At 55.4% G+C, this 15,380-nt stretch carries 20 protein-coding genes; 6 read left to right on the top strand and 14 right to left on the bottom strand.

Annotation, left to right across the window (positions count from 1 at the left end):
• Positions 1-60 precede the first annotated feature (60 nt).
• The 9 genes from flgJ to flgB are packed head-to-tail and all read right to left on the bottom strand — an operon-like array spanning position 61 to position 7,052.
• A complete protein-coding gene (gene flgJ, locus JK231_RS20575; protein ID WP_211729375.1) occupies positions 61-936 on the bottom strand; it encodes a flagellar assembly peptidoglycan hydrolase FlgJ in 876 nt (291 codons plus the stop codon).
• Positions 936-2,045, bottom strand: a complete 1,110-nt coding sequence (locus tag JK231_RS20570) for a flagellar basal body P-ring protein FlgI (protein WP_211729357.1) — start codon at positions 2,043-2,045, stop codon at positions 936-938. Before JK231_RS20570 ends, flgJ begins: the two co-directional genes overlap by 1 nt.
• 7 nt (positions 2,046-2,052) lie before the next feature.
• Positions 2,053-2,733, bottom strand: coding sequence for a flagellar basal body L-ring protein FlgH (locus JK231_RS20565; protein ID WP_211729356.1), 681 nt, complete (start codon positions 2,731-2,733; stop codon positions 2,053-2,055).
• A 20-nt stretch (positions 2,734-2,753) separates the two neighbouring features.
• A complete protein-coding gene (flgG, locus tag JK231_RS20560) occupies positions 2,754-3,536 on the bottom strand; it encodes a flagellar basal-body rod protein FlgG (RefSeq protein ID WP_097118262.1) in 783 nt (260 codons plus the stop codon).
• Positions 3,537-3,557: 21 nt separating this feature from the next.
• Positions 3,558-4,295, bottom strand: a complete 738-nt coding sequence (locus tag JK231_RS20555; RefSeq protein WP_211729355.1) for a flagellar basal body rod protein FlgF — start codon at positions 4,293-4,295, stop codon at positions 3,558-3,560.
• 11 nt (positions 4,296-4,306) lie between these two features.
• Complete coding sequence (flgE, locus tag JK231_RS20550; RefSeq protein ID WP_211729354.1) at positions 4,307-5,512, bottom strand: flagellar hook protein FlgE; 1,206 nt, start codon at positions 5,510-5,512, stop codon at positions 4,307-4,309.
• A 27-nt stretch (positions 5,513-5,539) separates the two neighbouring features.
• Complete coding sequence (locus JK231_RS20545; RefSeq protein ID WP_211729353.1) at positions 5,540-6,217, bottom strand: flagellar hook capping FlgD N-terminal domain-containing protein; 678 nt, start codon at positions 6,215-6,217, stop codon at positions 5,540-5,542.
• 12 nt (positions 6,218-6,229) lie between these two features.
• Positions 6,230-6,634, bottom strand: coding sequence for a flagellar basal body rod protein FlgC (gene flgC, locus JK231_RS20540; protein WP_097118258.1), 405 nt, complete (start codon positions 6,632-6,634; stop codon positions 6,230-6,232).
• A 4-nt stretch (positions 6,635-6,638) separates the two neighbouring features.
• Complete coding sequence (gene flgB / locus JK231_RS20535; RefSeq protein ID WP_211729352.1) at positions 6,639-7,052, bottom strand: flagellar basal body rod protein FlgB; 414 nt, start codon at positions 7,050-7,052, stop codon at positions 6,639-6,641.
• Between the two features lie 213 nt (positions 7,053-7,265).
• On the opposite strand from flgB, the gene flgA reads away from it, so the two are divergent.
• The 3 genes from flgA (at position 7,266) to flgN (ending at position 8,753) form a co-directional block, all read left to right on the top strand.
• Positions 7,266-7,955: a flagellar basal body P-ring formation chaperone FlgA gene (gene flgA, locus JK231_RS20530; protein WP_211729351.1), complete on the top strand. Its 690-nt coding sequence runs from the start codon at positions 7,266-7,268 to the stop codon at positions 7,953-7,955.
• 63 nt (positions 7,956-8,018) lie between these two features.
• Complete coding sequence (gene flgM, locus JK231_RS20525; protein ID WP_097118255.1) at positions 8,019-8,297, top strand: flagellar biosynthesis anti-sigma factor FlgM; 279 nt, start codon at positions 8,019-8,021, stop codon at positions 8,295-8,297.
• 12 nt (positions 8,298-8,309) lie between these two features.
• Complete coding sequence (flgN, locus tag JK231_RS20520) at positions 8,310-8,753, top strand: flagellar export chaperone FlgN (protein ID WP_211729350.1); 444 nt, start codon at positions 8,310-8,312, stop codon at positions 8,751-8,753.
• A gap of 35 nt (positions 8,754-8,788) precedes the next feature.
• Here flgN and JK231_RS20515 read toward each other — a convergent pair whose 3' ends face one another.
• The 3 genes from JK231_RS20515 to fliD are packed head-to-tail and all read right to left on the bottom strand — an operon-like array spanning position 8,789 to position 10,995.
• Positions 8,789-9,088 carry a flagellar protein FliT gene (locus JK231_RS20515; protein WP_097118253.1) on the bottom strand — a complete coding sequence of 100 codons (300 nt, stop codon included), beginning with the start codon at positions 9,086-9,088 and terminating at the stop codon, positions 8,789-8,791.
• Complete coding sequence (fliS, locus tag JK231_RS20510; protein ID WP_034826350.1) at positions 9,078-9,479, bottom strand: flagellar export chaperone FliS; 402 nt, start codon at positions 9,477-9,479, stop codon at positions 9,078-9,080. Before fliS ends, JK231_RS20515 begins: the two co-directional genes overlap by 11 nt.
• 10 nt (positions 9,480-9,489) lie before the next feature.
• Positions 9,490-10,995 carry a flagellar filament capping protein FliD gene (gene fliD, locus JK231_RS20505; protein WP_211729349.1) on the bottom strand — a complete coding sequence of 502 codons (1,506 nt, stop codon included), beginning with the start codon at positions 10,993-10,995 and terminating at the stop codon, positions 9,490-9,492.
• Between the two features lie 267 nt (positions 10,996-11,262).
• Here fliD and JK231_RS20500 point away from each other — a divergent pair, with 267 nt between their 5' ends.
• The 3 genes from JK231_RS20500 to JK231_RS20490 all read left to right on the top strand — a co-directional run bounded on the left by JK231_RS20500 (position 11,263) and on the right by JK231_RS20490 (position 14,315).
• Complete coding sequence (locus JK231_RS20500) at positions 11,263-12,702, top strand: flagellin (RefSeq protein WP_097118251.1); 1,440 nt, start codon at positions 11,263-11,265, stop codon at positions 12,700-12,702.
• Between the two features lie 358 nt (positions 12,703-13,060).
• The gene (locus JK231_RS20495; RefSeq protein ID WP_097118250.1) at positions 13,061-13,825 is read left to right on the top strand and encodes a helix-turn-helix domain-containing protein; all 765 of its coding nucleotides are present in this window, start codon (positions 13,061-13,063) and stop codon (positions 13,823-13,825) included.
• Complete coding sequence (locus tag JK231_RS20490; protein WP_097118249.1) at positions 13,791-14,315, top strand: hypothetical protein; 525 nt, start codon at positions 13,791-13,793, stop codon at positions 14,313-14,315. Before JK231_RS20495 ends, JK231_RS20490 begins: the two co-directional genes overlap by 35 nt.
• A gap of 9 nt (positions 14,316-14,324) precedes the next feature.
• Here the strand turns inward: JK231_RS20490 and fliR are convergent, their stop codons facing one another.
• Positions 14,325-15,104 (bottom strand): flagellar biosynthetic protein FliR, encoded by a 780-nt coding sequence (fliR, locus tag JK231_RS20485; RefSeq protein WP_097118248.1) that lies wholly within the window; start codon positions 15,102-15,104, stop codon positions 14,325-14,327.
• Positions 15,104-15,373, bottom strand: coding sequence for a flagellar biosynthesis protein FliQ (gene fliQ, locus JK231_RS20480; protein ID WP_211729348.1), 270 nt, complete (start codon positions 15,371-15,373; stop codon positions 15,104-15,106). Before fliQ ends, fliR begins: the two co-directional genes overlap by 1 nt.
• Between the last annotated feature and the right edge of the window lie 7 nt (positions 15,374-15,380).

Raw genomic sequence — 15,380 nt, 5'->3', positions numbered from 1 at the left:
TGTCTTTGAGGTTGCTCTCTACCTTTCATCGGTGATTCGCCGATTCTCTAAAACACCGGATTAAAATATTTTCGTCAGATCACTTTGATAGGCGGCAGCAGGTTGTTGCAGCGTGGTCTTAACCTTATTAATCAGCGAGATAAGCTTTTGCGCATAAGCGGGATCGGTGGCATAGCCGCTGGATTGCAGGGCGCTAGCACCCTGCTCCGCTGAGGTGGCGCGCACCACTGACTGGTAGCGCGCGTTGTGGCTTAACAGCGCGGCATAATCGCCCAGCCCCTGCTCGTAAGAGTCATAGACGCGAAATACCGCTTTTACCTGCTGTTTCACGCCATTGATGTATTCGCTGGTGGTAATTTCACTGGTTTTTCCCCGCCAGCCCGCGCTGGCTTTAATGCCAAACAGGTTATGACTCCGGGAACCATCGGCGGCCGGAATTTCACGCTGGCCCCAACCCGACTCCAGTGCCGCCTGCGCCACGATCAAATGCGCATGCAGGCCGGTTTGCTGCGCCACCCGCTGCGCAGCAGGCAGTAAGCGTGCGATAAAGGGATGTGTGCTTTCAGTCTGAGGAGAAAAGGCCAGCGGCGCAGGTAAGCGCAGTGGACCACTGGCGCGGCGCGGCGGCGGGATCGGGGAGCGCATATCGCCACCACCTGATTGCCGTACAATCATTTCGGCAAATCCCAATTGGCCACTGCGGGCGATTTCCTGCGCCACCTGCTGGTCGTGCATCGCAGTAAACATGTCAGAAGCCGCGCTGTGCATTAGTTCATCTTTGAAGGTGGCATCGCGCATGCTCTTCATCATCATCTGCACAAAAATGCCTTCCATCTGCTGTGCAGCAGCCTGCAGCGCTTCAGGTGAGGAGCGCTTTGCTTCGCGCTTGAGCGCATCCAGCGAACGCAGATCAAATGCCGGACGATCGGCGATCATCATTCGAACTCCAGACGCGCGCGCAGGCAGCCCGCATTTTTCATCGCCTGCAGTATCGCCATCAACTCATTGGGCGTAGCGCCTAAGGTATTTAACGCTCGCACCACATTGTTAAGATCGGTGCTGCTGCGTACATTTTGCAGCGCACCGCCGCTATCACGCACCGAGATATCCGTTTGCGGCGTCACCACCGTTTCACCGCCGGCAAACGGCGTGTTGGGTTGGCTGACCACATTACTTTGCGCCACTTCCACCGACAGCGATCCATGCGCCACCGCGCAGCTCTCCAGCGTAACGTGGCGATTGATCACCACCGATCCGGTACGCGAGTTGACCACCACTTTGGCATCCTGCACCGCCACGCGTAGCGGGATGTTCTGGATATTGGCGAGAAAGCGCACGCGGGAAGGGCCATCAGCGGGCGCAAACAGGCGCACCGTGCGCGCATCTTCCGCGATGGCCGCCCCTCCGCTGTAACGCTGATTGATGGCATCGCTGATCTGCTGCGCCAGCGAGAAATCGGAGTGATTCAGCTGCAAGCGCACCACGCTCTGCTGAGCGAAATCATTCGGCACTTCACGTTCAACGGTGGCACCCGCACTGATTCGGCCGCCATTGAGTTGATTGACTTGCACGCGGCTGCCGCCTGCCTGCGCACCCGCGCCGGAGATCAGCACGTTGCCCTGCGCCATGGCGTAGATTTGGTTGTCGGCAGCCTTCAGGGGCGTCATCAGCAAGGTGCCACCGCGCAAGCTTTTGGCGTTGCCCAGTGAAGAGACCAAAATATCCAGTTTTTCACCGGGTCGCGCAAACGGCGGCAGCTCCGCCGTCACCATTACCGCCGCGATATTTTTGAGCTGCATATTGGTGCCGGGCGGCACCGTAATACCCAGCTGCGACAGCATGTTCGTCAGGCTTTGCCCGGTAAACGGTGCCTGCATGGTTTGATCGCCGGTGCCGTCCAATCCCACCACCAGCCCATAGCCCATCAGCGCGTTAGAACGCACGCCCTGCACGGTGGCCAAATCGCGGATACGTTCGGCCTGCGCGGCGGGCAGCACGCTAATGCACAGCAGGCTGACAATAAAAACAACAAAGGCTCTGTTCATGGTGATCTCAGAAAGGGGAAAGGTTGAGAAACAGGCGTTGCAGCCAACCCATGGTTTGGGCTTCATTGATGTAGCCATCGCCGACATATTCGATGCGTGCATCCGCCACCTGCGTGGAAGGCACGGTGTTGCTGCCGCTGATGGTGCGCGGGTTCACCACGCCGGAAAAACGAATGAATTCGGTGCCTTGATTGATGGCGATCTGCTTTTCACCCACTACGCCGAGATTGCCGTTGGGCAGCAGTTGATTCACCGTGACAGTAATGGTGCCAGTGAACGTATTACGCGCCGCCGCACCGCCTTTGCCGCTGAAATCATTCTTGCCTTTGGCATCCAGATCCCACTTGCCGTCACCCAGCCAGCGGTTGAGTTTGTCCGGCACCGACAGCAGCTCCATGCCCGCCGAGCCATTACGATTGGCGTTGGCCGACGCGCTTTTGCTGGCGCTGACGTTTTCCTGCAATAGGATGGTTAAGGTGTCACCCACGTTGCGCGGGCGCCGATCCTCAAACAGCGGCTGATAGCCGTAATTCATGCCCTGCCCCGCCGTAAACAGCGAACCGCCGCTGGCGAACGTTGCCATCGGTAACGGAGCGGCCGAAGTCGGCCCCGCTACTAACGGCTGCTGTAAAATATGTGCACAGCCGCTCGCCAGCAGCGCGGCACTGACAATCACCACACGTCGCATGTTGATTCCTGTGTTGAGCACTACAGCTGCGTGAGGCGTTGCAGCATCTGGTCAGAAGCCGATACCGCTTTGCTGTTGATCTCATAGGCGCGCTGCACCTGGATCATGGTGACCAACTCTTCCGCGACGTTGACGTTGGAGGTCTCAACGTACTTTTGCTTTAGCGAACCGGCATCTTCCATGCCCGGATTCAGCTCGTTCGGTGCGCCAGATGACTGGGTTTCGCGGTACAGATTGCCGCCCACGCTTTCCAGCCCGGCTTCGTTGATAAAGGTCGCCAGGGTTAGTTGGCCGATTTGCTGTGGCTGCGCCTGACCGGGCTGCGTCACGCTGACGATGCCGTCATTGCTGATCGACAGGGTTTTCGCATCCGGCGGGATCACAATCCCCGGCTGCACCGGATGACCCTCCGCATTCACCAACTCACCGTTCTCGTTTTTATCGAAGTGCCCATCGCGGGTATACGCGGTGCTGCCATCAGGCATTTGCAGCTGGAAAAATCCTTTGCCCTCAATAGCGACATCGGTTTCATTGCCGGTTTCGTTATAGCCACCCTGGGTGTGGATCCTCTGCGTCGAAACCGGGCGCACGCCGGTGCCCAACTGCAAACCGCTGGGCAGCGTGCTCTGTTCCGAGGCCTGCGCACCCGGCTGACGCAAGGTTTGATACAGCAGATCCTGGAACACCGCGCGCTGGCGCTTGAAGCCGTTGGTGTTAACGTTGGCGAGGTTGTTGGAAATGACATCCATATTGGTCTGCTGCGCTTCCAGACCGGTTTTTGCAATCCATAACGATCGGATCATTGAGATCTCCCTGGCAGGCGCTTAGCCCACGCTTAATAACTGATTGGCTTTCTGCGCGTTTTCATCGGCGCTGCGGATCACTTTCATGTTCATGTCGAAACCGCGCGAGTTAGCGATCATCTCGGCCATGGTGTGCACCGGGCTGACATTACTGCCCTCCAGCGCTTCCGGGCTGAGACGCAGCGTCTCATCCTGCGCCAGCGCATTCCCCGTTGCGGCGCGGAACAGGCCGTCATCGCCATGCCGCAACTCGCTCATCTGGGCACTGACCAGCTTGATGCGACCGACCGGCACCACCGCGGTGGCATCATTGCCAGCACCCAGCGCGGAAATCGTGCCATCGGCGGCCACGGTGACGTGCGATTGCGGCGGCACCGTTAGCGCCGCGCCATCGCCCATCAGCGGCCTGCCGTTGACCCGCAAGCCCCCTTCGTTATCAACCTCGATGTTGCCGTTGCGGGTGTAACCTTCGCTGCCATCTTCTAACGCCACGCTAAGCCAGGCGTTTTGCGGCAGCGCCACGTCGAGACTGCGTCCGGTGTGGGTAATCGGCCCCATGCTGCTGTCATGCATCGGGGTCGAAGCCGCCACCAGCGCACGCGTGGGCAGACTGTCGCCGTTGACTGGCACGGCGCGAAAGGCCGCCAGCTGGGCGCGAAAGCCAGCAGTGGAACTGTTAGCCAGATTGTTGGAGGTCACGGCCTGGCGGTTTAACGCCGCCTCCGCGGCCGTCATGGCGGTATAAATGGCGCGATCCATCGTCGATGTCCTTAACGCAGGTTAGCCAGCGTTTGCAGCAGTTCGGATTGGGTTTTGATGGTCTGGGAATTGGACTGGTAGTTGCGTTGATAGATGATCATGTTGACCATCTCTTGCCCCATATCAACGTTTGAGCCCTCCAGCGAACTGCCTTTAAAACTGCCAAAGCTGCCGCTTCCGGCAATGCCAAGGAAAGGTTGACCGGAGCCGGGGGATTCCGCCCAGGCATTACCGCCCTGAGGCGACAGACCACCGCTGTTGGGGAAATCAGCCAGCACAATCTGCGCAACGGTCTGTTTTTTGCCGTTGCTGTAGGTGACCACGATCTCGCCGTTATCGCCGATGACAAAGTTTTGATATTTGCCCGGTGCCTGGCCATCGATCTCATTGAGTTTGATGCTGCTGTCACCGCTGTATTTGGTGATAGCAGAGAGATCCAGATTGATATCCAGCGGCTGCGATCCGTTCAGCGACAGACCTTTGATGTTGATGTTGGCATCCGGCATGTCGATCTGGCCGCTGGAGTTGAATTTCAGCTCCAGTTCGCTGTAACCGGCGGGATCGGGCGCAGTTTCATCGCGCGCATAGGCCTTCCATTCCCCCTCCGCAGTCTGCACAAAGTAGAGTTTGATAGTGTGCTTATTGCCGAGGCTGTCAGTGGCTTCAATCTGGCTGCTGTAGTTATAGGTCTTTTGGTCTTCGTGATTAAACGGGTCGGTGATGACGTTATCGTCGTCTGCTTTCAGGTTGCCGTTCAGTGAGCCTTTGGACGAGGCATCCGGCGGCATATCGTCAGTGGGAATGCGGATTTTCCCCACCGGCGCGCCGGGTTCAATGGTCGGCGGCGTACCGGTCGCCTGAAAGCCAGTGAGGAACAGGCCATTGCTCTTGTTGTAGATATTGCCGTCAGCATCACTGTCGAACTGACCGTTGCGCCCGTAAAACACGCCGCCAGCCTCGTTCTCCATGCGGAAAAACCCGCGCCCACTCAGCGCCATGTCCAGCTTGCCGCCGGTGAAGTTGATCCCGCCGTCAGCGAAGTTCTGGTTGACGTTGGAGACCTGTACGCCCAATCCCACCGAGCCCGAGAAAATATCGGAGAAGGTGATCGAGCCGCTTTTGAAGCCGCTGGTTTGCGAGTTGGCAATGTTGTTACCCACGACATCGAGGGCTTTGGAGGCGGCATTGAGGCCGCTAAGACCTTGTGAAAAGCTCATAATGATTCCCAGAGAGTAAGTGAGGCACTATTTTTGGATTACCACCACATCGCCGATACGGATGGGATCGTGGTCGAGCAGATGCAGCACCGCGCCGTCCGGCGTGATGGTGACGCCCTGCACTTGTTCCTGAATCAACCCGGAGATTTTTGGCGGCTCGCCGTCAGGGTTTTTCGCGTCAAAGCTCAGGGTGTATTCCCGATCCTGCGGCGGGCCGGGTTCCGGCTGGAAGTTTTGTAAATCGTCGAGGGTGAAGGTCTTCACGCCCGCCTTCACGTTCTTCAGCTGTGCGGTGTAGCTGTTGCCTTCGGCATCGGTGAGCGTGACGGTGACCGTTTCGGCTTCGCCCCCCAGCAGGAAACTAAAGGTGTCGTTCGCCTCATCCCCCTCTTCAGCGCCACCAAACGACACTGTCGGGTCGCCCTCGATCAGAATGCTGCGGCCGACCCATGCGGCGGTCCCCATGCCGCCCAGTTGCGCCATCAACGCCTGCACATCCGCCACTGAGCTATTGAGCTTTTCGACGCCCGCCGCCGTAGAGAACTGCGCCAGCTGCGAGGTGAGCTGGTTGTTGTCCATCGGATTGGTGTGATCCTGGTTTTGCATCTGCGCCACCAGCAGTTTCAGAAAGCTGGCGCTAAGATCGCCTGCACTGCTGCCCGATCCGTCGCCGCTGCCATTGTTGTTATTGACCTGAGGTATCACGGTTGCACTTCCTTATTGGCCGAGAGTGAGCGTTTTCTGCATCAGCGCTTTGGCGGAGTTCATCACTTCGACGTTGGCCTGATAGCTGCGTGAGGCCGAGAGCGTGTTGACCATCTCGTGCACCACATTGACGTTGGGCATGCGCACATAGCCCTGCGGATCTGCAAGCGGATGGCCCGGCTGATACTCCAGACGTTCGGGTGCACTGCTCTCCACCACCTCACTGACCCTGACGCCGCCGATCTCACTGCCCGGCGCGGCATCAACACGAAACAACACCTGGCGGGCGCGATAAGGCTGCTGATCGGGACCCGCCACACTGTCGGCATTGGCCATATTGCTGGCGCTAACGTTGAGCCGCTGCGATTGCGCCGCCATTGCCGAACCGGCAATATCAAATACGCTAAATAACGCCATTTATTTACCCCTGACTCAGCACGGTCATCATTTTCTTTATATCCGCCCCAAGAAAAGTGAGGCTGGATTGGTATTTCAGGGCGTTATCTGCAAAATTAACGCGCTCGCGATCCATATCGACGCTATTACCATCGGCACTGGGCTGATCGGGAATGCGATATAACAGGCTATCGTCATTGAAATTTGTCGATTGCGCCGCGATATGACGGTCTGCGGTTAATGACAAAGACACCGCTGATTTAACAGCAGCAGGAGATGCCATGGCACTTTTTAATTGCTGAGAGAAATCGATATCCCTTGCCAGGTAGCCCGGCGTATCCGCATTGGCAATATTGGCCGCCAGCACGTCCTGACGGCGAGAGAGTATATTGAGCGCATGCTGTTGAAAGCGAAACGCCTCATCGAGTTTAGTGTTCATAATAAGGGAGATCCTGCCTCTCGTTATCCAAACATCAGCAGTCTAATCAGGAATAATGAAATATCACACTGTGAAGAGTGCACAGAAATAGGGGTTATTAGTCTGTTAAATACATACCCGGTTAATTACCTTCATAAACGAGACTATTTAGCTCGTTTGAATATTCATTATTCCATTTATCATAACGGGGATGACGATATAAAAGGCATCCTGATGAGACATGATGTTTTACGCCCGATCATTTTATTTCTCGTAGCCCTTTCCGCGCCGGCGCAAGCCAGCACTGCGGCTGAGCAGCGCTTGCAGCCTAAGCTGGATGCGTTATTAAAACTCCCCGATAACCAGGGTGAGATTGTACGCAGCGCAACGCTGCTGGCGACGTCAGAACAGCTGGCAGCCCTGTGTGATGCGCCCGTATTGAGTCTGGCGGGTAAAGATTCGCGTCTGACCGGTAGGCGAACGCTGGTCGCACGCTGTGGTGCGCGTAAGCACTTTTTAGCCATCCGTATTCACGCTCAGGGACGCTGGTGGGCAGCACGAACGTCTTTGCCTGCCGGACATGTGCTGCAAGCGGGCGATATCGTGGCGCAGCGTGGCGATCTGGCCGGGCAACCTGCGGGTTTGATCTTTCAGCAGCGCGATATCCTCGGCCAGCGCCTGATACGTGACGTTGAAGCGGGCAAGCCGCTGTTATCTCAGCAATTGCGCCAGCCGAGGTTATTGCGTGCCGGTCAGACGGTGGAGGTAATCACACTCGGCGAGGGATTTCGTGTGCGCAGTCAGGGCAAGGCGCTGCATCATGCGGCGGAAAACGACACGTTGCGAGTGCAGATGCGCAATGGACAGACGCTAAGCGGGCTTGTCAGCGCCGGCGGTTTGGTGGTGATCTCGCTAACACAATAATTTTTAGATTTCTCAGCGATCCCCGATGTAAAGGCTATACAACCTATTGCTTTCGAGGATCCCATGATTGACCGAACTCAACCTGTTTCACCCATTGCGGGCACCCATGAGCTACCTGCCCGCTCCACACCACAATCACTCCGCGCCCGCCCGGATGCGGAGCGTCAAAGCACCGTGAGCCTGAGCAGTGTGATGAAACAACTCCAGACGGACGATAGCCGCGATGTGAATGTCGCACGCGTTGTCGAATTGCGCACCGCACTGGAAGCCGGTGATTTGCCGATTGCCGCAGAAGAGATCGCGCGCGGCATGGTGCACTCCCTTATCTCGCCACAACAGTGAGGTGTTTAAGTGATGGAGACACTGCATACAACACTGCTTCAGATGAAAAGCGCGCTGGAGGAGCTGGATGCCATTATGGTAGCCGAGGCGAATCAGCTTGATCGCCCCCAGATTAACCCTGTGGCGCTGCAGGTGCTCACTGACAGCAAGAGTCAGTTACTTGCGACCTTGCAGCATCACGATGAGATGCGGATCCAGCAGGAGACACGCTTAGCCATTGCCGCACCCTATCTGCATCGCGTGCAGTTGTTTGTGTGCTGGCAGCAAATCACCGAGCGCGTCCGTCGCAGTAAGGCTTTGAATAGTGAGGTGGAGGCGCGTTTGCAACATCATCTGGAGAAAACCCAGCGGGTACAGAAGGTGGTGGATCAGGTGGGGCATCATCATACGCTATACGGGTCTGGCGGGGAGTCTGGCCCAGCTGTGGTGGGCAGGAAATACGATATCAGTGTTTAGGGGGCTGGGTGCGGGCTCGCGCCAGCACCCATGTCCTACGACACCGCATAAGCACGAGCAGAGTGACGGGATTTACGCAGCGCGGCGATCTCACTTTGCAGCATTGCCAGACGAGCCGGAATGCACTGCATCAACTGCGCAGCCTCCGCCAGTAACTGCGCTAAACACACTGCATCCGCCTGACTGAAATCACACGCACACAGCGCTTTCATCCGCTGTGTATACTCCACAATCTCCTCGCTAAACGCCTCCCACCCGTCCTGATGCGCCAGTGCAATCAGCCGCTGGTTCAGTGCCAGCAAGGCTTGAATCTGCTCTTTCACATCACTGAGCATATTTCACCTGCGGATCAATGGCTTTCCAGGTATCGGACATCTCCACCATTAACGTAATCAGCTGCGGCAACGACTCAGCCGATTGATTGACGCTCGCCAAAAGCAAATTGCGCGACACATACTCATACAACCGCTCCAGATCGGCGGCGATCTGCCCGCCCACCTGATGATCAAGCCCGGCACGCAAACCGTTATCAATGATGTTAATCGCACGTGAGATCATCTCGCCTCGCCGGGCAACATTGCCGGTTTGAAAATAGATCTCAGCGCGGCGCATGGCATTGATCGCGCCTTCGAACAACAGCGCGATCAGCTGGTGCGGTGTTGCGCCGCTTACCTGGCTCTCTAATGAAACCGCAGAATAGGCGCGGTTACCGGTTTGACCGTACATCGCCCGTTCCTCAGCCTAATCCTGCCAGCGCACCCTGCAACTGATTGCTCATTGCCTGCATATCCGTCATCGCTTTATCCAGACGCATAAACTCTTTCTGCTGGCGCTTCAGGCTCTCTTCGATGCGCTGTTCCATGCGCTCGATCTGCTTCGCAACCCGCGCTTCTTGATCTTTAAGCCCTTTAACAGTCGAAGCGATGGTGCCTTCCGTTTTGGGGATCGACTCGTTATCGCCCAGATAACTTTTGAACACCACGCCCATCTGGCCCTTGATGCCCTGCGCACCGTCTTTACCAAGGAACAGCGCTTCCACCTCTTTCGGGTGCTCTTTCAACGCGGCATCCAGCTTTTTACTGTCGATACTCAGCGTGCCCAGCGTCGCGGTGCGATCTTCGCCGGGCTTTAACTCCTCGAACTTCACGGTGATACCGATACTGGCTAGCGAGTGATACAACTCGCTCGACTCACCATAGTTGCCGCCGGCAGCCGATTTCATCTGGCTGTTCAGACGGCGTAAGGTGCCATCGCTGAACAGTGGGCCATTTTGCTTGTTCTGCTCATCGGAATTTTTTTCCGGTGGCTTATAGGTGCTGGCGCTGGCGGAAGTACTGAGGAAGCTGTTGTAATTATTGATGAACTCCTCAATCAGGCTTTTCACCTTTGAAGTATCCGCCGTCACTGACAGCGTTTCAGGCTTAAACTGACCGGGATCGTCCGGATCTTTTTCCGAGACTTCACGCAGCTCAAAAGTAATGCCTTCAATCGCATCGCTGATGGTGTTTGAACTGCGCTCCACCGTGATGCCATCGATTTTCATCAGTGCATTTTGCGCAGCGCTGATCTGCTTCATGCGCGTTGGATCGTAACCCGGATCTCCCGGCACATTGGCGGCTTTGGGATCGTAGTTGAGTACACCGGCCAGCTGGCTATCTCCGCTGACTTCCATCTTGATTTGGCCGTCACTGCCGGTTTTTTTCGAGGTCACCACCAGCTGAAACTTGCCGCCTTCGGCAGGCATCACTGAGGCGCTGACATCGCCATTCTGCGCATTGATCTTCTTCGCCACTTGCGCCAGCGAGGTTTCATCATCTTTCAGCTCCACCGACAGCGGTTTACCGTTGCCCAGCGTGATGGTCAGAGTGCGCGTTGCCGAGCCGTCCCCCAGCTGTGCGCTGTTACTGTCCTGCTCCGGCGAGCCAATTTTGTGTGCTTTTGCCAATTTTTCGACAATCACTGAATAGCTGTCGGGAATTGCGCCTTTTCCGGCGGTGGCTTTAAAAGCTTTGTTATCGCCAATGCTGACACCGTTAAAACCTTCATCCTGCAGCTTATCCAGATTCGATTTTAACGAGGCCAGTGAATTAGAGATTTTTCCCCATGACGAAACCTGACCGTTAAATTTATTCTGCTTATTTAAATAGGGATTCAGCTTCTTGCTCTCCCCATTTTTTATCTGCTCCATCAGTGCGGGGATATCTAAACCGGATCCGCCCAATCCTGAAATAGGTGTCGTCATTTTTAAATTCCTTAATTCATCGAGGGTATCAACTCTTCCCATCGGTGCCGGCAGGATTTCGCTTAATAATTTACACAATGATTTTCATCCATCGTCTTAAGTCTCGATATAGCGACAAACCTGTCGTGATTTTTTGCCTTTGCATGAAAAAACAAAAAATTATTTCAGCACCTGATGGCTGCCCCGATGAATAAGGTATGCGTCACCTCTCACGCATATTCCCGCTGCCACGCTTAAGCAGCATTCACTGGAAAAAGGATATCGATTATGGCCCAGGTCATTAATACCAACGCACTGAGTCTGATGGCTCAAAACAACCTGAACAAATCACAGAACTCATTGGGAACAGCGATTGAGCGCCTCTCTTCGGGCCTGCGTATTAACAGCGCTAAAGATGATGCCGCCGGTATGGCCATCTCTAACCGCTTCACCTCATCTGTGCGCGGTTTAACGCAGGCAACGCGCAATGCCAATGACGGCATTTCACTGGCGCAAACCACTGAAGGCGCGCTGGAAGAAGTGAACGAAAACCTGCAGCGTATTCGTGAACTGACGGTGCAGGCGAAGAACGGCACCAACTCCAAAGAAGACCGCGAGTCGATCAAAAAGGAGATTACCGCACGTCTGGATGAGATTGGCCGTATCGCCGAATCCACCAACTTCAACGGCGTGAAAATGCTGGATGGATCGCAGGAAAAACTGTCGATTCAGATCGGTGATAAAGATGGCCAGACCATTGATATTAAGCTGCCAAAAATGGCGCTGGGTTCGCTGGGTCTGGATACCTTTGCTAAAGACTTTGAGAAAATCATCGACAGTCTGCCGATGGATTCGAAGTTTACTGCTGCAGGGACGGCTCGGGCTGATGGTGATACGTTCACAGTACCAGGTATGACCGAGCAGTTTGAACTGACCACCGCTGAACTTGGCAAGATCGCCACTGCAATTGGTGGTGCTGCTGCCACCACTGAAGTTTTCACCGTCGATGACGGCAAAGGCAATATGCGCTTCTTTGCGGCAGACTCTGCCATCCCGGGTAGCCAGGTCGAGTTAAACATCGCATTTACCGATGGCACGCCGGGTAACCCTACAACCATCGATACCGTGTCAGTGAAAGAGAAAATCTCCGACCTCGACATCGATATCCTGCGCAATGGCCCAAGCGATCTGAAGAACCTGAAAAGTCAGGGCATCGGCGCGCAAATCGGTAGCAAACTGATTGATGAAGCCACGCTGAATCAGATGTCCAATGACATCTTCGGAGCCGACATGGCGGATACCGAGATGCAGATCTTCAAAGCCGACAACGGCAATTACTTCGCCATCAACAAAGACGGTGAAGTGAAATCCTTTACCTGGGATGATGCCGCAGGCGGCGCTACCGCGGTAGCTGATGCCAGTGCGCGTGATACTCATGAAGTGCAGAAGGTCGCTAACCATCTGCTGGAACGTCTCGATAGCGCCATGACCGACGTCAACAGCTTCCGCTCGGATCTGGGTGCGATTCAAAACCGCTTTGGCTCGATCATTGCCAACCTCAACTCTACCGTCATCAACACCAGCGAAGCGCGTTCGCGTATTCAGGATGCGGACTTCTCGGTAGAAGTCTCCGCCATGAGCCGCGCCAACATCCTGCAGCAAGCGGGTGTTTCAGTGCTGTCGCAGGCAAATCAGGTGCCTCAGAACGTGCTGAGCCTGCTGCGTTAATTAGTGCCTCTCCTTAATTGCATTCAGCGTGCAATTTTCGCCCTCCCCGTGGAGGGCTTTTTTGCTTCTGCCCGCAATTTTCTGATGAAAAATACTAATCATTTTTACCCGAACAACTAACGTGAAACGGCCATTAGCCTTGTTAATAATCGATAAAAAATAACTCTAAAAATCTTACGGGTTAGATCAAATAAATAACCTTAATGATTAAGAGGATTTTGGGTGGCTTTCGGGAAAATAAACGCGGGAGAGCGCTGAAAATCTGGCACTCTTTAGCCGCAAAAAATGGGTTCGGTTAGCACAAAAATAACATTAACAACCGACTCGCTCTTTACCCTAATTGATAGACGACTTCTCTATGCCTAACACAATCTTGCTTGGTCAGGCGGCCAGATTAGATCGACGTACGCGCATCCTGAGCCGGACGCTGGATGATATGTCCGTGACGCTGCCCGCCAGCGCCGCGCGCTGCCTGTATGCACTCGCGGAGGCGCAAGGCGAAGTGCTGACGCATGAACAGCTGATGGAGATTGGCTGGCGTCGTGCCGGTTATGCCGCCACCGATAACAGCGTGCGCGTGATGATCAATAAACTGCGCCGTGCATTGATGTCGCTGGAACTTGAGCAGCAGATTAGCCTGCTGGCCGTCACGCGCAGCGGTTACCGCTTGATCATCAATACGCCGCCAGCCGTCGAGCAACCCGCCGCACTGACAATGCCCCTTTCGCTACCGGCACGGAGCCCGCTGAATGGGCGGCGAGTAGCAGGCGTCACCGTCGCTGGCATCACTGCCGGGTGTCTGGTGGCTTTACTGGTACAACACTTTTTTCTGCTTACGCCAAAACCGATTGATTTTGTCAGCTGGCAGGGACCGTCCATCCCTGCTGGCAGCAGCGTCTGGGTGCCGAAAGGACATCACACGCAGCACGCCTTAATTGAAACCACGTTACGCACTTATCGCCGTTATGTACTGGAGACGAACCCGGATAAACCTGCGGCCAGCGTGCTGTACGTCACCCTCAGTTCAGCCAACAATCCGCAACATCAGGGTGTGATTGCGTGCCAACACCCCTTTGAGGAAGCGAACAATGCATGCGAGTCGTTCTATTTTCGCGTCAATTAAATCCCCGCAGCTCTGGCTGTTTATCGGTTGCTTTGTGCTGGCGTTTTCTGCCGTGATCGGTCGCTGGCTGACCACCACCACACAGCAGTCCCAGTGCCTGTTTCCGCTGGCATTTTATGACATCAAAAGTGAGCGTGAATGGGTGCTGACGCAGGGGATTTACCGCAGTTATCGCGATGGCTTCAGCCAGGGCCATTTAAGCTATCTCGGCACGCTTTCGCGTTTTGAGGATGGACAACTGACGGCACCGATCACTCCGATTCATCGTGCAGTGTGGTTTAACGGTGAGTTCAACCACAACCTGCTTAAAATCACCGTCACACAACACAGTCGTGGCCTGGGTGACAAAAGCCGCGATGAGGACGTGCAAAAGTATGTCTTCCCGCATTTGCAGGCAGGCGATGTCAGCGTGATTGCCATGTATCTGTTCAATGGCCGCGTGCTGGCCTCCGGTACAGAGAGCGTGGCGCGTAATGTCTGCATCAGGTAGCCAGATTATTTAGCGTAGCGTGGCTAACAGCTGTTCAAGGTGAGTAAACATGCGCGCGGTGAGGTGGGTAAAAAAGGGGGGCAAGGTATCGCCCATCAGGAACAGCGCCAGCATGCCCGCCCCTAACGTCAGGGGAAAACCCACCACGAAGATCGAGAGCTGCGGGGTTAAACGGTTCAACAACCCCAGCGTCATATTGATACAGAGCAACAGCGTGATGATTGGCAATCCCAGCATCAATCCCTGGCTGAAGATCAACCCGCCCTGCATCACCAGATAACGTAGGCCACCCGCGTGTAACGGTTCGGCATCCACCGGCAGGCTGGTAAAGCTCTCTGCCAGCAGCGCCAGCAGCCAAAGATGACCATTGATACTGAGAAACAGCAGCATCGCCAGCAGGTTGAGCAGACGTGATATCACCGGCGTGTTGCCGCTATTAGGGTCAAAAAAGGTGGCGAACGAAAGTCCCATCTGCATGCCAATGATCTCGCCGCACAAACGCACCGCAGCGAAAAGTAGCTGCAGCATCAGACCGAGCGCGGCACCGATCACAACCTGCTTCACCACCAGCCAGGCACCGCGCCACGACATCAACGCCACCTGCGCATCTTCCACGCTGCTGGCAATTAGCAAGGCGATAAGCAGCGCCAGTGCAGCCCGCAGCCGTTTACTGATCGCCTTCTCACTGAAAATCGGCGCGACAAACAGCAGCGCGGCCACACGCACCATAATAAAAAACACGTGGGCAATCTGCGCGGTCAGCAGCTCAAACGGGATGCCAAACGCCATTAGCCGATCGCGAATGAGATGCTGGTGAACACCGTGCGCATGTATTCAATAAAGATTTTCAGCATCCACGGACCCAGTAACACGGCAACGCCGACAATCATCAGGATCTTCGGGATAAAGGTCATGGTCATTTCATTGATTTGAGTGGCGGCCTGCATGATGCTGATCGCCAGCCCGTTGACCAGTGCGGCCAGCAGCAACGGCCCGGCAATCATCAACCCTACCTTTATCGCCTGCATGCCCAGCACCATCACACTTTCAGGTGTCATTCGCGGC

Origin of the sequence: Pantoea sp. JGM49 (assembly GCF_018257655.1) — a bacterium.
GTDB classification, from domain to species: domain Bacteria; phylum Pseudomonadota; class Gammaproteobacteria; order Enterobacterales; family Enterobacteriaceae; genus Pantoea; species Pantoea communis.
Note: the sequence above shows the minus strand (reverse complement) of the source record. Positions and strands in the feature narration are given on the sequence as shown.